Annotated in this window: 10 protein-coding genes; 3 read left to right on the forward strand and 7 right to left on the reverse strand. The window is 71.3% G+C overall.

What is annotated here, in order from left to right:
* Nucleotides 1-9 precede the first annotated feature (9 nt).
* The 7 genes from KGD83_RS24965 to gatB form a co-directional block, all read right to left on the reverse strand.
* Nucleotides 10-1,074 carry a 3-isopropylmalate dehydrogenase gene (locus tag KGD83_RS24965; protein WP_212641432.1) on the reverse strand — a complete coding sequence of 355 codons (1,065 nt, stop codon included), beginning with the start codon at nt 1,072-1,074 and terminating at the stop codon, nt 10-12.
* Between the two features lie 898 nt (nt 1,075-1,972).
* Nucleotides 1,973-3,562: a phosphoglycerate dehydrogenase gene (gene serA / locus KGD83_RS24970; protein ID WP_212641433.1), complete on the reverse strand. Its 1,590-nt coding sequence runs from the start codon at nt 3,560-3,562 to the stop codon at nt 1,973-1,975.
* A gap of 302 nt (nt 3,563-3,864) precedes the next feature.
* Complete coding sequence (gene ilvC, locus KGD83_RS24975) at nt 3,865-4,860, reverse strand: ketol-acid reductoisomerase (protein WP_212641434.1); 996 nt, start codon at nt 4,858-4,860, stop codon at nt 3,865-3,867.
* 210 nt (nt 4,861-5,070) lie between these two features.
* On the reverse strand, nt 5,071-5,595 hold the full coding sequence (ilvN, locus tag KGD83_RS24980; protein ID WP_013151229.1) for an acetolactate synthase small subunit: 525 nt from the start codon (nt 5,593-5,595) through the stop codon (nt 5,071-5,073).
* Between the two features lie 20 nt (nt 5,596-5,615).
* Nucleotides 5,616-7,376 (reverse strand): acetolactate synthase large subunit, encoded by a 1,761-nt coding sequence (locus tag KGD83_RS24985; RefSeq protein WP_212641435.1) that lies wholly within the window; start codon nt 7,374-7,376, stop codon nt 5,616-5,618.
* Between the two features lie 404 nt (nt 7,377-7,780).
* Nucleotides 7,781-10,486, reverse strand: a complete 2,706-nt coding sequence (locus tag KGD83_RS24990) for a putative bifunctional diguanylate cyclase/phosphodiesterase (protein ID WP_212644599.1) — start codon at nt 10,484-10,486, stop codon at nt 7,781-7,783.
* A gap of 584 nt (nt 10,487-11,070) precedes the next feature.
* Entirely contained in the window at nt 11,071-12,567 is a 1,497-nt protein-coding gene (gatB, locus tag KGD83_RS24995) for an Asp-tRNA(Asn)/Glu-tRNA(Gln) amidotransferase subunit GatB (RefSeq protein ID WP_212641436.1), read from the reverse strand.
* A gap of 298 nt (nt 12,568-12,865) precedes the next feature.
* Between gatB and KGD83_RS25000 the strand changes: the two genes are divergently transcribed.
* From KGD83_RS25000 to KGD83_RS25010, 3 genes are all read left to right on the forward strand, one after another.
* Nucleotides 12,866-14,035 (forward strand): thioester domain-containing protein, encoded by a 1,170-nt coding sequence (locus KGD83_RS25000; RefSeq protein ID WP_212641437.1) that lies wholly within the window; start codon nt 12,866-12,868, stop codon nt 14,033-14,035.
* 409 nt (nt 14,036-14,444) lie between these two features.
* Complete coding sequence (locus KGD83_RS25005) at nt 14,445-15,668, forward strand: thioester domain-containing protein (RefSeq protein WP_212641438.1); 1,224 nt, start codon at nt 14,445-14,447, stop codon at nt 15,666-15,668.
* Between the two features lie 868 nt (nt 15,669-16,536).
* Entirely contained in the window at nt 16,537-17,793 is a 1,257-nt protein-coding gene (locus tag KGD83_RS25010) for a thioester domain-containing protein (RefSeq protein ID WP_212641439.1), read from the forward strand.
* Nucleotides 17,794-17,873 lie beyond the last annotated feature (80 nt).

A 17,873-nucleotide genomic window follows, 5' to 3' on the forward strand; every position in this document is an offset into this window, starting at 1 on the left:
GCGTGTGCGTCAGCCCTGCTCGGCTACTCGCGCGGCGAGGTCGTCGCCGATCTGGGAGGTGGAGCGGACCGCGCCGTTCTGGGCGCGGGTCTTGAGGTCCGTGGCGACCGCGGCCTCGATCCGGCGGGCCGCCTCGGGCACTCCGAGGTGCTCCAGCATGGTCGCGGCCGAGAGCACCGTGGCGGTGGGGTCGGCCTTGCCCTGGCCGGCGATGTCGGGCGCGGAGCCGTGGACGGGCTCGAACATGCTGGGGAAGGCGTTGTCCGGGTTGATGTTGCCGCTGGCGGCCAGCCCGATGCCGCCGGTGATGGCGGCGCCGATGTCGGTGATGATGTCGCCGAAGAGGTTGTCGGTGACCACCACGTCGAAGCGGGCGGGCTGGTTGACGAAGAACATCGACGCGGCGTCGACGTGGCAGTAGTCCACGGCGACCTGCGGGTACTCGGCGCCGACCTCCCGGACCACGCGCTGCCACAGCTCACCGGCGAAGGTCAGGACGTTGTCCTTGTGGACCAGGGTGAGCTTGCGGCGGGGGCGGGAGGCGGCCTTGTCGAAGGCGTAGCGCACGACGCGCTCCACCCCGAAGCGGGTGTTGACGCTGTCCTGGGTGGCGATCTCGTGCGGGGTGCCCTTGCGCAGGACCCCCCCGGCGCCCGCGTAGGGGCCCTCGGTGCCCTCGCGGACCACCAGCATGTCGATGTCCTCGGGGCCCACGCCCGCGAGCGGGCTGTCCACTCCCGGGTAGAGGCGGACGGGGCGCAGGTTGACGTAGTGGTCGAAGTCGAAGCGCAGGCGCAGGAGCAGACCGCGCTCCAGGACACCGCTGGGGACCGACGGGTCGCCGACGGCGCCGAGGTAGATGGCCTCGTGCCCGGCCAGCTCGGCCTCGACCGAGTCGGGCAGGGTCTCACCGGTGCGGTGCCAGAGCCTGGCGCCCAGCTCGTACTCGGTGGTCTCCACGGCGAGGTCGTGCTGGGAGGCCGCGACCTCCAGCACCTTGAGCCCTTCGGCGATGACCTCGGGACCGATCCCGTCGCCGGGAATGACCGCCAGTTTCACGGTGCGCGCTGCCATACGGACTGCCTCTGCTTCGACACGGCCCCACCGGCCGCTTCTCATATGGTGAGACCAGGATGAACACTGAATGAGACAACCCTACCGCCCCGGCGGAGTGCGGGCGCCTCCGGCCGGGGGTTCGCGCGGCCGCCTTCCCGACCGGCCCTCAGGCCCGCCGGTTGAGGGCGTCCTGCAGGGCGCGGTTGATCTCGTCCTGGGAGTCGGGCGCGGACGGGTACTCGATCATGTCGTACATGCGATCCTCCGGATGCGTTGCGTGACCGGAGCCGGGAACGGCTCGGCCAGGGAATGCTCTGCGGCGAGGTGCACTACGGGACCGGAGTTCGGGGCGGATCGCGCCGAACGGCGGCGGAGCGCGGAACGTGGGCGACGGTGTCCACGGGGACGAGGAGCCCTCCGGGCGGGATCGACCGCCGTGGAACGCCCGCACGGGCCCCGGTGGGGGCGCTCGCGGCGCCGGGCGGCGGCCTCCGACTGTGGCACCGGGGCCGCTGACTCCTAGGACCTCAGAATATCGGATGTCCAACTATATGGCCAGGGTTTCTCACCATACGAGACGCCGAGTTGTCTCCGCTGGTCAGGGCCCGGCCGCGCCGGGCCTCGCTCCTGCACCACAACCACACAGACATGAAGAAAAGCCGCGAAGGGCGCACGAATGACCGCGCCGCGCGGTCCCCGGACAACACGAGGGCCGCACCGCGCGCGGCGCCCGTGAGCGCCGAACGCGGTACGGCCCGTGTTCGGGCGCCCGGAGAAGGGGAATCGGGTTGAAGCAGGCACAGCGGCGCCTACGACGGGTTCGCCCGTTCCTCGCGAACCCGTCTCCGGCACCTCCAGAACCCCGTGGGCGCCCGAACCGACCCCCAAAAGCCGAGACCGGTTCAAAAAACGGACCTCAGTCCTCCAGGTCGACCTGGCGGCTGACCTCGGCGTCGATCTCGGCGGAGATCGAGGCGAGGGTGTCGTCGGGCACCGCGGAGTCCACGGTGAGCGCGATCAGCGCCTTGCCGCCCTCCTGGTCCCGGATGACCTGCATGCCCGCGATGTTGACACCGGCGTCGCCCAGCAGGGCGCCGACCGTGCCGACCACGCCGGGGCGGTCCTCGTAGGACAGGAACACCATGTGCTCGGCCAGGCCGATCTCCATGGTGTAGTTGTTGATCTCCACCAGCTTCTCGACCTGGCGGGGACCGGTCAGGGTGCCCGAGACCGACACGCGGGTGCCGTCGGCGAGCACGCCGCGGACCGTGATGAGGTTGCGCCAGTCGGTATTGTCGTCGCTGGTGACGAGGTTGACCTCGACGCCGCGCTCCTTGGCGAGCAGCGGGGCGTTGACGAAGGTCACGGTGTCCTCGACCACGTCGGCGAACACGCCCTTGAGGGCGGCCAACTCCAGCACCTTGACGTCGTGCGAGGCGATCTCGCCGCGCACCTCGACGTCGATGCGGCTGGCGATGGTGCCCGCGAGGGAGGTGAACACGCGGCCGAGCTTCTCGGTCAGCGGCAGGCCCGGCTTGACGTCCTCGGCCACACCGGTGCCCTGGACGTTCACGGCGTCGGGGACGAACTCGCCGGAGAGGGCCAGCTTGACCGAGCGGGCGACCTGGGTGCCCGCCTTCTCCTGGGCCTCGACGGTGCTGGCGCCCAGGTGGGGGGCCACGACCACGTTCTCGAACTCGAAGAGGGGGCTGTCGGTGCACGGCTCCTTGGCGAACACGTCGATGCCCGCGCCCGCCACGCGGCCGTCCTTGAGCGCCCGGTAGAGCGCGTCCTCGTCCAGGATGCCGCCGCGCGCGGCGTTGATGACGCGCACGGTGGGCTTGACCTTGCTCAGGGCCTCGTCACCGATCAGGCCCAGCGTGTCCTTGTTCTTGGGCAGGTGGATGGTGATGAAGTCCGAGCGCTCCAGCAGCTCGTCGAGCGTGGTCATCTCCACGCCGATCTGGGCGGCGCGGGCGGGCTGCACGAAGGGGTCGTAGGCGATGACCTGGGTGCCGAAGGCCGACAGGCGCTGCGCGACCAGGGCGCCGATGCGGCCGAGGCCGACGATGCCGACGGTCTTCTCGTAGAGCTCGACCCCGGTGTACTTGGAGCGCTTCCACTCGCCGTTGACCAGGGCGTTGTGCGCAGGGGCGGTGTTGCGCGCGCTGGCCAGCAGCAGGTTGATGGCCTGCTCGGCGGCGCTGATGATGTTGGAGGTGGGTGCGTTGACCACCAGGACGCCGGCCTTGGTGGCGGCCTCCACGTCCACGTTGTCCAGACCGACACCGGCCCGGGCCACCACCTGCAGCCGGGAGGCGGCCGCGATCGCCTCGGCGTCCACCTGCGTCGCGCTGCGCACGATGAGGGCGTCGACGTCGGCGAGGGCGGGCAGGAGCTGGGACCGGTCGGCGCCGTCGACGTGGCGTACCTCGAAGTCCTCCTCGAGCAGCGCGATTCCGGCGGGCGAGAGCTTTTCCGCTACGAGTACGGCGGGTTTGGGCACAACGGTTCCTTTTCGGGTGGTGCGGCCCGACCGCGCAGGTGGTGGGCGCTGCCCGGATCGGGGTGACGGCTGGTCGAAAGTCTACCGGCGGGGTAGGGAAGCCCGACGGGGACGGGTGGCCGTGGGCCGCCCGTCCCCGTGGTTCACCGGGTCCCGAGGGGCGTTCGGGCGCGGCGGGGTTCTGGAGGTGCCGGAGGTGGGTGCGCGAGGAACGAGCCGACCCACCGGAGGCGCCGAAGGTTCCCGCCTCTGGTGCGCCCGAACACGGGGCGAAGCGGAGCGGAGCCCCAAGAAGGGACTGCCTAGGCCTTGAGCCAGCTCATCAGCGGGCGCAGCTCCGCGCCCACCTTCTCGATCTGCTCGTTCTGCTCGGCCTCGCGGCGCTTGGTGAAGGTCGGCTGCCCGGCGTCGAACTCCTCCATGAGCTCCTTGGCGTAGGAACCGTCCTGGATCTCGCCGAGGATCTTGCGCATCTCCTGGCGGGTCTGCTCGGTGATCAGGCGCGGGCCGCGGGTGTAGCCGCCGTACTCGGCGTTGTCCGAGACTGACCAGTTCATCTTGGAGATGCCGCCCTCGTACATGAGGTCCACGATGAGCTTGAGCTCGTGCAGGCACTCGAAGTAGGCGATCTCCGGCTGGTAGCCGGCCTCGACCAGGGTGGCGAAACCGGCCTTGACCAGTTCCTCGGTGCCGCCGCAGAGCACGGCCTGCTCACCGAACAGGTCGGTCTCGGTCTCCTCGGTGAACGTGGTCTTGATGACGCCGGCCTTGGTGCCGCCGATGCCCTTGGCCCAGGACAGCGCCAGGTCCCATGCCCGACCGCTGGCGTCCTTCTCGACCGCGACCAGGCAGGGCACGCCGCGCCCGGCCTCGTACTGGCGGCGGACCAGGTGGCCCGGGCCCTTGGGGGCGACCATGGCCACGTCCACGCCCTCGGGCGGGGTGATGAGGCCGTAGCGGATGCTGAAGCCGTGGCCGAAGAAGAGGGCGTTGCCCGCCTCCAGGTTCGGCGCGATCTCGGCCGCGTACAGGTCCCGGTGGATGTGGTCGGGGACCAGGATCATGATGACGTCGGCCTCACGGGTGGCCTCAGCGGGGGTGAGGACGCGCAGGCCCTCCTCCTCGGCCTTGGCCCGGCTCTTGGACCCCTCGGCGAGGCCGATCCGCACGTCCACGCCCGAGTCGCGCAGCGACAGCGCGTGCGCGTGGCCCTGGCTGCCGTAGCCGATCACGGCGACCTTCTTGCTCTGGATGAGCGAGAGGTCCGCGGCGTCGTCGTAGTACATCTGTGCTGCCACTTGGGGTTGCTCCTTGTTTCTCAGTTTCGTGCGGGACGCGGTGGGGTCCGTCCGTGCGCGTCCGGGCCCCGCATCGGGGTCCGGGCGCCTACGGGGTTCTGGAGGCGGGGGAGGCGTGTTCGCGAGGAACGAGCCGACACGCCGTAGGCGCCGAAGGTTCCCCTTGTCCAGGCGCCCGGACCAGCGAGCGGAACGAGTCAGGAAACACTGCTACGCGCTGCGCTCGACCGTGCGGAGGGATCGGTCGGTGATCGACCGGGGTCCGCGTCCCAGGGCGACCAGCCCTGATTTGACGAGTTCCCGGATGCCGAACGGCTCCAGGTTCCTGACCAGGGCATCGAGCTTCTCGGGGTCGCCGGTGGCCTCGATGACGACGACGTCCGGGCTGACGTCCACGACGTGCGCGCGGAACAGCTCGGCCGTCTGTAGCACGTGGGTGCGGCTGGACGCGTCGGCCTTGACCTTGACGAGCAGGAGCTCGCGCCGGACCGACGCGGTGGTGTCCATCTCCACGATCTTGACGACGTTGACCAGCTTGTTGAGCTGTTTGGTCACCTGCTCCAAGGGGTGGAGGTCGCAGTTGACCACGATTGTCATCCGGGACAGTCCTGGGTACTCGGTGTTGCTCACACTGAGCGAGTCGATGTTGAAGCCTCGACGGGAGAAGAGGGCGGAGGCGCGGGCGAGGATACCCGGGGTGTCCTCCACCAGAACGGAAAGCGTGTGACTGCTCATGGTGGTTCCGCCTGTTCCTCTTAGTCCTCGTGTTCCCAGTTCGGCGCCATGTCGCGCGCGTACTGGATGTTGTCGTTGCTGACGCCGGGGCCGACCATCGGCCAGACCATGGCGTCGTGGTTGACGGTGAAGTCCACGACGACGGGGGCGTCGTCGATCGCCATGGCCTTCTCGATGGTGGCGTCGATGTCCTCGGCTCGCTCGCAGCGCAGGCCGACACAACCGTACGCCTCCGCGAGGCGGACGAAGTCGGGGATGCGGACCTTCTCGTCGCGCGGGGCGGTCTGGAGGTCGGTGTTGGAGTAGCGGCCCTCGTAGAACAGGGTCTGCCACTGGCGGACCATGCCCAGGTTGCCGTTGTTGACCACGGCGACCTTGACCGGGATGCCCTCGATCGCGCAGGTGGCCAGTTCCTGGTTGGTCATCTGGAAGCAGCCGTCGCCGTCGACCGACCACACTGTCCGGTCGGGGTCGCCCACCTTGGCGCCGAGCGCGGCGGGGACGGAGAAGCCCATGGTGCCCAGACCGCCGGAGTTGACGAAGGAGCCGGGGCGCTCGTAGTCGATGAACTGGGCGGCCCACATCTGGTGCTGGCCCACACCCGCGACGTAGGTGGCCTCCGGGCCGACGATCTTGCCCAGGCGCTCGATGACGGCCTGCGGGGACAGGCTGCCGTCCTCGGGCGCCTCGTAACCCTTGGGGTAGGTGTTGCGCAGGCGGTTGAGCTGCTGCCACCAGGCCGCGTAGTCGCCCTGGCGGCCCTTCTCCTGGTCGGCGCGCACGGCCACGACCAGGTCGGCGAGGACCTCGCGGCAGTCGCCGACGATGGGCACGTCGGCGTGGCGGTTCTTGGAGATCTCGGCCGGGTCGATGTCGGCGTGGACGATCTTGGCGTCGGGGGCGAAGCTGTCCAGGCGTCCGGTGACCCGGTCGTCGAAGCGCGCGCCCAGGGCGACGATGAGGTCGGCCTTCTGGAGGGCGCCGACGGCGGCGACGTTGCCGTGCATGCCGGGCATGCCCACCGACTGCGGGTGGCTGTCGGGGAAGACGCCGCGGGCCATCAGGGTGGAGACGACCGGGGCGCCGGTGAGCTCGGCCAGGACGCGCAGCTCGGCGGAGGCGCCGGCGCGCAGGACGCCGCCGCCGACGTAGAACACCGGGCGCCGGGCCTCGGCGATCATGCGGGCGGCCTCGCGGACCTGCTTGCCGTGCGGCTTGGTGACCGGGCGGTAGCCGGGCAGTTCGAGGCGCTCGGGCCAGACGAACTCGGCGGAGTTCTGCAGGGCGTCCTTGGAGATGTCGACCAGGACGGGGCCGGGGCGTCCGCTGGAGGCGATGTGGAAGGCCTCGGCGACGATCCGCGGGATCTCGCGCACGTCCTTGACCAGGAAGTTGTGCTTGGTGATCGGCATGGTGATGCCGCAGATGTCGGCTTCCTGGAAGGCGTCGGTGCCGATCATCGGGGAGGCGACCTGGCCGGTGATGGCGACCATCGGGACCGAGTCCATGTGCGCGTCGGCGAGGGGGGTGACCAGGTTGGTGGCGCCGGGCCCGCTGGTGGCCATGCACACCCCCGGGCGGCCGGTGGCGTAGGCGTAGCCCTCGGCGGCGTGACCGGCCCCCTGCTCGTGGCGCATGAGGATGTGGCGCACCTTGGCCGAGTCGTAGAGCGGGTCGTAGGCCGGGAGGATGGCGCCGCCGGGAATCCCGAAGACAGTGTCAACGCCGACCTGTTCCAGCGACCTGATCAGCGATTGGGCGCCGGTCATCTGCTCGGTCATCTCAAGATCCTTCAGCGAGGGTCAGAGCGGCACGGGGGCTCTGGCCTGGTGGGTCTGACTCTGGGCCTGGCAATAAAAAAACCCCCACCGCCGACGGCGGTTGAGGGGTGGCGCGCAGCAGAGGAAACTCAGCGGGCTGCGCGCCGACCAAGTACGAGAATCAGGGAGTTGCTCTGCATGCTGACCACATTGGCCGACGGAGAGGGCACCCGTCAACCAGAACGACATATTGTCTCAATTAATGAGACGGAAATGTCAGCATGCGGCACCCCTCGGTGACACGACAACGCCTGCGAACTGGGCGAATACTGACAAGTCACCCCGGTTTCGTGTGACGCACACCGCACGGGCGGCGGCCGGAGTCCGCGGAGCGGAACGGGGCCCGCGGTCAGCGTTGCGTCCGGTCAGAGGCTGACCCCGGCCTCGCCGCCGACGAGCGACTCCACACCGCTCGCGGGCATGGGCCGGGCCACCAGGAAACCCTGGCCGTGGTCGCAGCCCATGGCGCGCAGCTGCTCCAGCTGTTCGGAGCGCTCGATGCCCTCGGCCACCACCTGCACGCCCAGGTCGCGCCCCAGCTGGATGATCGTGTGCGTGAGCAGCGTGACCGTGTCGTCGCGGCCCAGGTCCGCCACGAACGACGGGTCGATCTTGATCGCGTCCACGCTCAGCCTGCGCAGGTGCGCCAGGGACGCGTACCCCATCCCGTAGTCGTCGATGGCCAGCCGCACGCCCAGCTCGCGCAGCTCGCCCAGGCGCTGCACCGCCTCCCCGCCGTCGTCGAGCAGGACCTCCTCGTCGACCTCCAGGGTCAGCACCTCGGCCGGAAGCCCCGACTCGGCGAGGATCCCCGCCACCGACTCCACGAAGCGCGGCGACAGCACCTGCTTGACCGACAGGTTCACCGACAGGCCGATGTCCCAGTCCGAGAGCCGCCACACCGAGACCTTCCCGCAGGCCTCGCGCAGGATCCGCTCGCCCAGCGGCACGATCAGGCCCGACTCCTCGGCCGCGCCGATGAAGTCCTCGGGACCGACCGTCTCGCCGTCGCGGTCCCAGCGCACCAGCGCCTCCACCGAGGTCACCTGGGAACTGCCCAGGTCCACGACGGGCTGGTACTCCAGGAAGAACTCGTCCTTGGCCAGCGCCTCGCGCAGGCGGATCTGGAGCTCCAGGCGCGAGACCACCGTGTCGTGCATGTGCGCGGCGTAGACCTCCACGTGGCCCGCCCCGCGCTCCTTGGCCCGGGTCATGGCCACGTCGGCGTTGCGCAGCAGCTCGCCGCTGTCGGTGACCGGCTCGGCGAAGGCCACGCCGATGCTGGCGGTCAGCACGATGTCCCGGTCGGCGACCGGGAACGGCTCCGAGGCGATCACCCTCCCCAGGCGCTCGGCCAGGTCCACCACCCGCTGGACCCGGGGCACGTTCTCCACCAGCACCGCGAACTCGTCTCCGCCCCAGCGCGCCAGGGTCGCGTCGGAGTCCACCTCGCCGCGCAGCCTGCGGGCCGCCTGGCCGAGCAGGTGGTCGCCGCGCACGTGCCCGGCGGAGTCGTTGACCGCCGTGAACCCGTCCAGGTCCAGGAAGATCACCGCGACCTCGCCCGCGGGCTCCTCGTTGATCACCCGGTGCGCCAGGACGTCGCTGGCCCGCTCCTCCAGGTAGGCGCGGTTGGGCAGGCCGGTCACACCGTCGTGGAACGTCAGGTGCTCCACCTCGTCCTGGAGCGCCACCTGCGCGCTGATGTCGCGGGTGGTCACCAGCAGCCGGTCGGGCTCACCGGGCTGCTCGTACAGGGACATGGTGGACTCGGTGTGCCGCCAGGTCCCGTCGGCCGCCCGCACCCGCAGCCGCATGTGCACCCCCTGCGCGCCGCGCTCGGCGAACAGGTCGGTGACGGCCTTGGTGCGCCCCAGGTCCTCGGGGTGGATGAGCTCGGTGACGGGGGCGGCGAGCACGTCGTCGAGCCGGTAGCCGAAGGCCTCGGCGGTGCCCGGGCTGACGTAGTTCACGCCGCCGTCGCGGTCCAGCACGAGGATGACGTCGCCGCTGTTGCGCGCCAGCTCGTGGAAGTGGACCTCGCGGTTGCGCACCATCCGGGAGAGCGTGGCGTTCTCCTCCAGCATGCCCACCATGCGCACCAGGAGCACCACCACGGCGGTGCCCGCGGCCAGCGGCAGCACCGGCGCCACGCCGACCAGGCGGACCCCCGCCACGGTCAGCACCACGGCGGCCGCGAACACGGCGCCGATCGCGGCGAGTTCGGGCGCGAACCGGTATAGCCCCCGTCCGGTGATCCGGCGCGGTTCGGCGCCGGGCCGGTGCCCCACGAGCCACGGCAGGGCCCCCAGCAGGGCGAAGCCCAGGAACCTGACCGGGTGTTCGACCCCGCCGAGGACGGGCGGGCCGGTCAGGCGGGTGAGCGCGCCGAGGATGTCCGCCCCGGCGATGACGATGAGGGCGCCGATGGCCACCAGCACCGCGCGCCGCGTGCTGTGCGGCGACATGAAGACCAGCGGCACGAGCAGGCACAGCACGACGATGTCGGCGACCGGGTAGACCAGGGCGAAGCCGAGGAACCCGGCGCCCTCCCCTAGTTCCTGGTAGAGCGGGGAGAACAGCAGCAGCCAGACCACGGAGAAGACCGCGGCGGCGCACACGTAGCTGTCGGTGACGTGGCGCACGGCGGTCCGCAGGCCGCCCGGCCACGGCGCGAACTTGGTGAAACCGATCACGAAGAGTGGCAGGGCCGCGAGGGAGAAGAGGTCACCCAGAGTGAGCGACAGGGCCGTGGCGGAGCTGAACAGACGGATCAGACCGTGAGTGACGCCACCCGCGCACCAGGCGAGCGCGGCGAAGCCGAGGTGGCGCAGGGCGGAGGGCCCGTCCGCGCCGTCGGCGTGGGCGTCCCGGTCGGCGCCGGTGGCCGCCCAGCGGCGCGAGGCGTAGAGCAGCGACAGCCCGGCGGCCCCGGCCGCGACGGACGTGGGCCACTCGGCGAGCGCGGCGGTCACGCTGGTCTGCGCCGAGGGGACCAGGGTCCCCACCAGGTAGAGCAGGAACAGCGCCACCAGGGCCACGGTCCACATGCGGCGCGCCCGGGTTCCCATCAACGACCTCCCAGCGGGCACGTCACGGTCGACGCGGCCTCCTGCCGCGGTCACGCTCTCTCCTCGGACATGGAGCACCCACCTCGCGTCGTTCGAGTCCGGGCGCGGCACAGCACCCGGCACCGCGTCTGCCGCCCAGGATCTCGCGGGACTGGGACGGGCCCGGTGGCGGAACGGCCCGGGGGACCGTACACGTCCCCGTGCGTCGCAACCCTACGCAACCAAGGTCACACAGCGATTGAGGACCGGATGAGAGATGACGACGGAACCATCACCCACAGTGATGTCCGACTCCCACCCATCCGGTGTCCGCCCCGGCGCGTCGCGGCTCCGCGGGGCACCCGCCCCCGGTTCTCCGGACGCGGCGCGGCCCCCGGAAGCGGATTCGGGATTCCCCCCGCCCCAGCGGCCCACGCCCACGGCCCGTGCAGGGTGCCACCCGGCACCGACAGAACGGGACGAACCGGCTGGCGGACGGTGCGGCCTCCCCGGAACGGCCGTCCGCGGGGTGCGCACGCCACGGGGGAGGAACCGAGTGCGCCGGGCACAGGGGCCCGGCGCCGCACGGAGGCCGCCGTAATGGATCAGCTCGCGCCGAGTTTGGCCAGGATGAGTTCGCGGGCCCGTCCAGCGTCGGCCTGGCCGCGGGTCGCCTTCATCACGGCGCCCACCAGGGCGCCGGCCGCGGCGACCTTGCCGCCGCGCACCTTGTCGGCCGCGTCGGGGTTGGCGGCGATGGCCTCGTCCACGGCCGCGCCGAGGGCGCCGTCGTCGCTGACCACCTTGAGGCCGCGGGCCTCGACCACCGCGTCGGGCTCGCCCTCACCGGCCAGCACGCCCTCCACCACCTGGCGGGCGAGCTTGTTGGTGAGCGTGCCCTCGGCGACCAGGGCGATGACGCGCGCGACCTGCGCCGGGGTGATGGGCAGGGCGGCCAGCTCCACCTCCTGCTCGGTGGCGCGGCGCGACAGCTCGTTGAGCCACAGCTTGCGGGCCTCGGCCGACGGGGCGCCCTCGGCCACGGTCGCCGCGACCAGGTCGATGGCGTCGGCGTTGACCAGGTCGCGCAGTTCGGTGTCGGTGAGGTCCCACTCGGCGCGGATCCGGGCGCGCTTGGCGGCGGGCAGCTCCGGCAGGGTGGCGCGCAGCTCCTCCACCCACTCCGCCGAGGGCGCGACGGGCACCAGGTCGGGGTCGGGGAAGTAACGGTAGTCCTGCGCCTCCTCCTTGGAGCGGCCGGAGATGCTGCGGCCGGTGTTCTCCTGGAAGTGGCGGGTCTCCTGCACGACCTTCCGCCCGGCGTCGAGCACGCCCGCCTGGCGCTCGATCTCCGAGCGCACGGCCCGCTCGACCGAGCGCAGCGAGTTGACGTTCTTGGTCTCGCTGCGGGTGCCCCACTCCGAGGCGCCGCGCGGGTTGATCGAGACGTTGACGTCGCAGCGCATGGAGCCCTCCTCCATGCGCACGTCGGAGATGCCCAGGGAGCGGACCAGGTCGCGCAGCTCGGCGGCGTAGGCGCGGGCGACCAGGGGCGCCAGGTCGCCGGTGCCGGTGACGGGCTTGGTGACGATCTCCAGCAGCGGGATGCCCGCGCGGTTGTAGTCGACGATGGAGTAGTCGGCGCCGTGGATACGGCCGGTGGCCCCGCCCACGTGGGAGGTCTTGCCGGTGTCCTCCTCCATGTGGACCCGCTCGATGTCCACGCGGAACACGCGGGGGCCGTCGGGGGTGTCGACGGTGACGTCGAGGTGGCCGTCGACGCAGATCGGCTCGTCGTACTGGGAGATCTGGTAGTTCTTCGGCATGTCCGGATAGAAGTAGTTCTTCCGGGCGAACCTGCCCCAGGGGGCGATGGAGCAGTTCAGCGCCAGGCCCAGCCGGATGGCGCCCTCGACCGCCTTCTCGTTGACGACCGGCAGGGAGCCGGGCAGCGCCAGGCAGACCGGGCACACCTGCGTGTTGGGGTCGGCGCCGAACGCGGTGGGGCAGGAGCAGAACATCTTGGAGGCGGTGCCCAGCTCGATGTGGGTCTCCAGGCCGAGGACGGGCTCGTACCTGGCCAGTGCCTGCTCGTAGGCCACCGGCGCAGGGCCGCTGTTCGTGGCAGAGCTGGGACGTACCGCGTGGGCCATCGCCGCAAACCCGCTTCCGTAGACGACATACCTTCCAGCTCAGCCTACCGAGCGTGCGGGGGTGGGGTGCCCGGCGGCGGAGTCACGGCGAGGTCACCGGACATCACGGCCAGTACACGATTGGGACGCTGTCAGGGGAATGTCCGCTGCCGCCGGGTGCCGGACCGTTAGTCTGGGTGGCCCAGGAAGACGATTTCGCCGGTGGCCCCGGACTGCGGCCGCCGCCTTCTCATGGGAGCGCACGAGCATGTCCGGCATCCTGCGTCGGTACGCCGCGCTGCTTTCCGCCTCGGCCCTGATCGGCACCCTGCTGGGCGCCCCGGCGGCCGACGCCGACGACTTCTCACGCGTGGACCGCGACCCCATCGGGGGAGCGCCGCTCGTGCTCGCCGACGGCCGGGAGGCCGACACGGCGCTGTTCAGCCTGCGCGTGGGCGAGCACGCCTCGGTCCGGGCCTACACGGTGACCGCGGACGAGGAGGTCCACCCGTACGCGGCCTACGTGGAGTCAGCGTGGTCGGACGTTCCGGAGTGGTCCGAAACCCCGCAGGAAACGGATCCCGCCGACCGGGCGAACTGGATCGTCTCCCATTCCTATCCGACGGTCGGTCTGGAGTCCCTGCTGGAGGGGAGCGACCTCCCCCGGTTGGACGAGGCACGGGCGATCGCGGGCACCCAGGCCGCCCTGTGGCACGTGCTGGAGGGGGTGCGGCCGGCCCCCGACGCCAACGACCCGGGCGTCATGGCGCTGTACGAACACCTGCTGGAGGGCAGCGCGTCCGCGCCGGACAACACCGTCTCCCGCTCCCTGGCGGTGTCGCCGTCCCACGTGGAGGCGGTCGCACCCGAGGAGCCGCTGGGGCCGTTGACCGTGCACAGCTCCGGAGTGGAGCCGGTGTCGGTGTCGGTGCGCGGCGCCCCGGCGTCGTGGCTGGTCGACGCGGACGGGGAGCCGGTCACGCAGACGGGCGACGGCGAGCGGGTCTTCCTGGACGTGGACCCGTCGGTCCCTGCGGGCGTGGCCACCCTGCACCTGCACGGCCGGGACCTCCCGCTGCCGCAGGGGCGCCTGTTCACCGGCAGGGACGGCGTGCGCACCCGCTCCCTCGTGACCGCGGAGACGGGTTCGGCGACGAGTTCGGCCATCGCGACGTTCACGTGGCATCCGGAGCAGACCGAGGAGCCGGTGGCCGCGGCGAGCCCGGAACCCGCGCCGGAGGAGGAGCCCCCCGCCCTGGAGGAGGCCGTCGAGGAGGAGGTTCCCGCCGAGGAGGTATCTCCCACAGCGGAGGACCGAATCCCAGAGGACGATCTGGCCGTCACCGGAACCTGGCTGTCCGGGCTGTTGGTGATCGCGGGGGCCCTGGTGGTATCCGGCCTGATCATCCTGGTTGTGGGACGCAAACGACGCGACTGACGAGGTTGGGGGACGCGGAAGTCCCGCTTTCGTTGCATAGCTTTTCGACATAATGCGGATCTACCTGCGAGGAATTTTTTCCTGGCCGTATCCGGTCACATTTTCCGCGAACCAGCTTGGAAGTAGCGAAGGGGATCGCTAGTATCAGGCGAGCGTTGGCCCCCACGGCGAGCGCGACCGGCTCCCGCGTCACGGCGAGCCCCACCGGAAGATCGCGCCCACCCCACACGGCGCCACGATCCGACCCCGACGTGGTGACCCCCCGGAACGGGTGAACGCAGCAGGCGGCACCGGTTTTTCTCCGGCAACCGTCGCGCCGTGGCCACCGCTGTCCGTCCCATCGGTTCCCGTCGTCCTTTGGGCAGGCATTTTTCCATCCGGTTACCCCTAGAACACACCGGGACACAATTTGAGTATCTCCTCCTTCCCCCGCACCGTCGGCCGCACCGGCCTGGCGGCCACCGCAGCCGCGTTCCTGGCCTTCGGCCTGGCAGCCCCCGCGGCCGCGGACCCCGCGGAGACCTACGAGGGCTCCGCCCGCGCGAAGTACACCGGCAAAGCCGAGGAAGGCATCGACGTCGCGACCAGCGGCGGCACCATCGGCACCAGCCTCTTCAACCTCGAGCTCGAAGACGGCACGGTCCTGACGACCTACTGCATCGACTTCGAGACCAACATCCGCGACGGTGCCTGGTACCGCGAGGACGACTGGGCCAACTACCCCGGCAAGGGCGAGTTCGCCGCGCCCGCCAAGGTCCACTGGATCCTGCAGAACGCCTACCCGGCTCTGAGCGCCGAGGAGCTGGGCGTGGCAGCCGGTGTCGAGGGCCTGAGCAAGCGGGACGCCCTGGGCGCCACCCAGGCCGCGATCTGGCACTTCAGCAACGGCGTGAACCTCAAGGACCGGGGCAACTCCGAGGCCGTCAGGGCGGTCTACACCTACCTGATCGAGAACGCCGAGGAGCTGCCGCAGACCGCCGAGCCCGCCCCGGCCCTGAGCATCACCCCCGGCACGGCCTCCGGCACCGCCGGCGAGACCGTCGGTGAGTTCCTCATCCAGACCAACGCCAGCTCCATCCCGGTGGACCTCCAGGCTCCCGAGGGCGTCACGCTGGTCGACCTGGAGACCGGCGAGGCCGTCACCGAGGTCAGCAGCGGTGACAGCGTCGGCTTCGCCGTCCCGGCCGACGCCGAGGCGGGCCAGGCCAGCTTCTCCCTGGAGGCCAGCGCGACGGTCGCGACCGGCCGCCTGTTCAAGGGTGAGTCCAAGGAGCCGACCCAGACCCTGATCACCGCCGAGGGCGGCCGGACCACAGTGTCCGCTTCGGCCTCGGCCGACTGGACCGTGGGCGGCGGCGAGACCCCGCCGGAGTCCCCCGAGCCCAGCGAGCCGGAGTCCCCCGAGCCGAGCGAGCCCGAGAGCCCGGAGCCGACCCCGAGCGACGAGCCCTCCGAGCCCGTCGACAAGCCGTCCGAGCCCGCCGACGACCAGAACGAGCCCACCCTGCCGGTGACCGGCGGCGCGCTCGCCGGCCTGGTGGCCGCAGGCGTGGCCGCCCTGGGTGCCGGTGGCGGCGCCATCTACCTGAGCCGCAAGCGCAAGGCCGCGGGCAGCCAGGACCTGGAGGGCTAACACCCTCCCGCCGTCCGAGGACGGTGGAGCCTGAGGGCCCGTTTCCGTGGGGGACCACGGAAGCGGGCCCTTCGCGTTGTCCGGAAGGCGGACGGCCGTGCCCCGGAACCGTCGGCGGAGGGCGACGACACCGCCGGGCAGCCGCCCGAGGGGTGGGAGTACGCGAACCACGGCCTCGAAGTGCCCGTGGCGGCCGGCCGGGTGCGGGAACTGGTCGGCGACACCGAGCGCCCGGGCGAACGGGATCCGGCCTCCGGTTCGTCGCGGCAGCTCGGGAACGGCGTCGTGGAGCCGAGCAGCGCAATCACGGAGGACGCGGCCAGGGAGTCGATCACACTCAGCGCGCCCGGCCGTGGGGTCACCTGGACGCGGGAGGGCGGCGAACGCGCGCTGCGGATCCTCACCGAACCGCTGGGGGCGCTCCGGGCCGCGCCTGCGCTGGTCCTGGCGCAACGGCCTGAAGCACCGGGTGATCGCCAACCGCGTAGTCGAGTGGATCGCCTGGCGGAACGTCCGGCGGCACGCCCGGTCCATCGCCCGGGCCGCCGCGCCGTAGCGGGCCCCGGTGTTTCGGTCCGTCGTACGGGTGCGGGCGGCCCGGACCACCGGAGACGGAACGGTGCCCGGGGCCTGGCCGGGAGGGCGGGAGGCCCGGGTTCCTCAGGCACGGACCCCGCCCGGCCTCCAGGAACGAACCCGTCACGTTCTCCCGGAATTCATGTCCTCCACGCAGGAAGCGGACAACCCGGTGCGGGGGCTCGACGTCTTCTCTGTGAACTCCCATCGGACCGACCGGTCCGCCACCCGACGTTGCGACCCCGGTGGAAGACCCGGTTGGCTCACCTTGAGACCACCCACAGGAAAAGACGTGACGTACGTGTCCCTCCCCCATTCCGTCGGGCGCGCGACTCTCGCCGCCTCCGCCGCCGCACTCCTCGCCTTCGGGCTCGCCGCTCCGGCCTCCGCCGACCCGGTGGAGACCTACGAGGGCTCCGTCCGCGCCCAGTACCCCGCCACCGCGCAGAGCGGTCACATCGTGACCATGCGGGGCGCCGAGCCGACCAGCGCCAGTCTGTTCGACCTGCGCCTGGAGAACGGCGGCGTTCTCACGACCTACTGCATCGACTTCAGCACCGAGATCGTCGACCAGGCCTGGTACCTCGAGGACGAGTGGGCCAACTACCCGGGCAGGGGCGACTTCGCCTCGCCCGGCAAGGTCCACTGGATCCTCCAGAACAGCTACCCGAGCATCAGCGCGGCCGACCTGGCCGACGCGGCCCAGGTCAGGGGGCTGACCGACGCAGAGGCCCTGACCGCGACGCAGGCCGCGATCTGGCACTTCAGCAACGGCACGGAGCTGTCCCGGGTCACCGCGAACCCCCAGGTCGGCGGCAGGGTCGACAGTGGTGCGGTGATCAAGGCCTACCGCTACCTCGTGGACGAGGCGGTGGAACTGGAGCAGGAGCCGGAACCCACGCTCAGCATCACCCCGGGCGAGGCCTCCGGCAAGGCGGGCGAGACGATCGGTGAGTTCCTCGTCGAGACGAGCGACGAGGACGGCATCGAGGTCAGCGTCGAGGCCCCCGAGGGCGTCGGGGTCGAGCTGATCGACCTGGAGAGCGGCGAGCCCGTCACCACGGTCGACAACGGCGACACCGTCGGCCTGGCCGTCCCGGAGGACGCGGCGGAGGGCACCGCCTCCTTCTCCCTGGAGACCACGGCCACCGTGCGGTCGGGCCGCCTGTTCAAGGGCGAGGAGGAGTACCAGCCGACCCAGACCCTGATCACCGCCGAGGACAGCGAGGTCACCGTCTCCGCGTCGGCCTCGGTCTCCTGGACCGGCGGCGGCGGGACCCCGCCGGAGTCCCCCGAGCCCAGCGAGCCGGAGTCCCCCGAGCCGAGCGAGCCCGAGAGCCCGGAGCCGACCCCGAGCGACGAGCCCTCCGAGCCCGTCGACAAGCCGTCCGAGCCCGCCGACGACCAGAACGAGCCCACCCTGCCGGTGACCGGCGGCGCGCTCGCCGGCCTGGTGGCCGCAGGCGTGGCCGCCCTGGGTGCCGGTGGCGGCGCCATCTACCTGAGCCGCAAGCGCAAGGCCGCGGGCAGCCAGGACCTGGAGGGCTAACACCCCTCCCGCCGTCCGAGGACGGTGGAGCCTGAGGGCCCGTTTCCGTGGGGGACCACGGAAGCGGGCCCTTCGCGTTG

The organism is Nocardiopsis akebiae (assembly GCF_018316795.1).
Lineage (GTDB): Bacteria > Actinomycetota > Actinomycetes > Streptosporangiales > Streptosporangiaceae > Nocardiopsis > Nocardiopsis dassonvillei.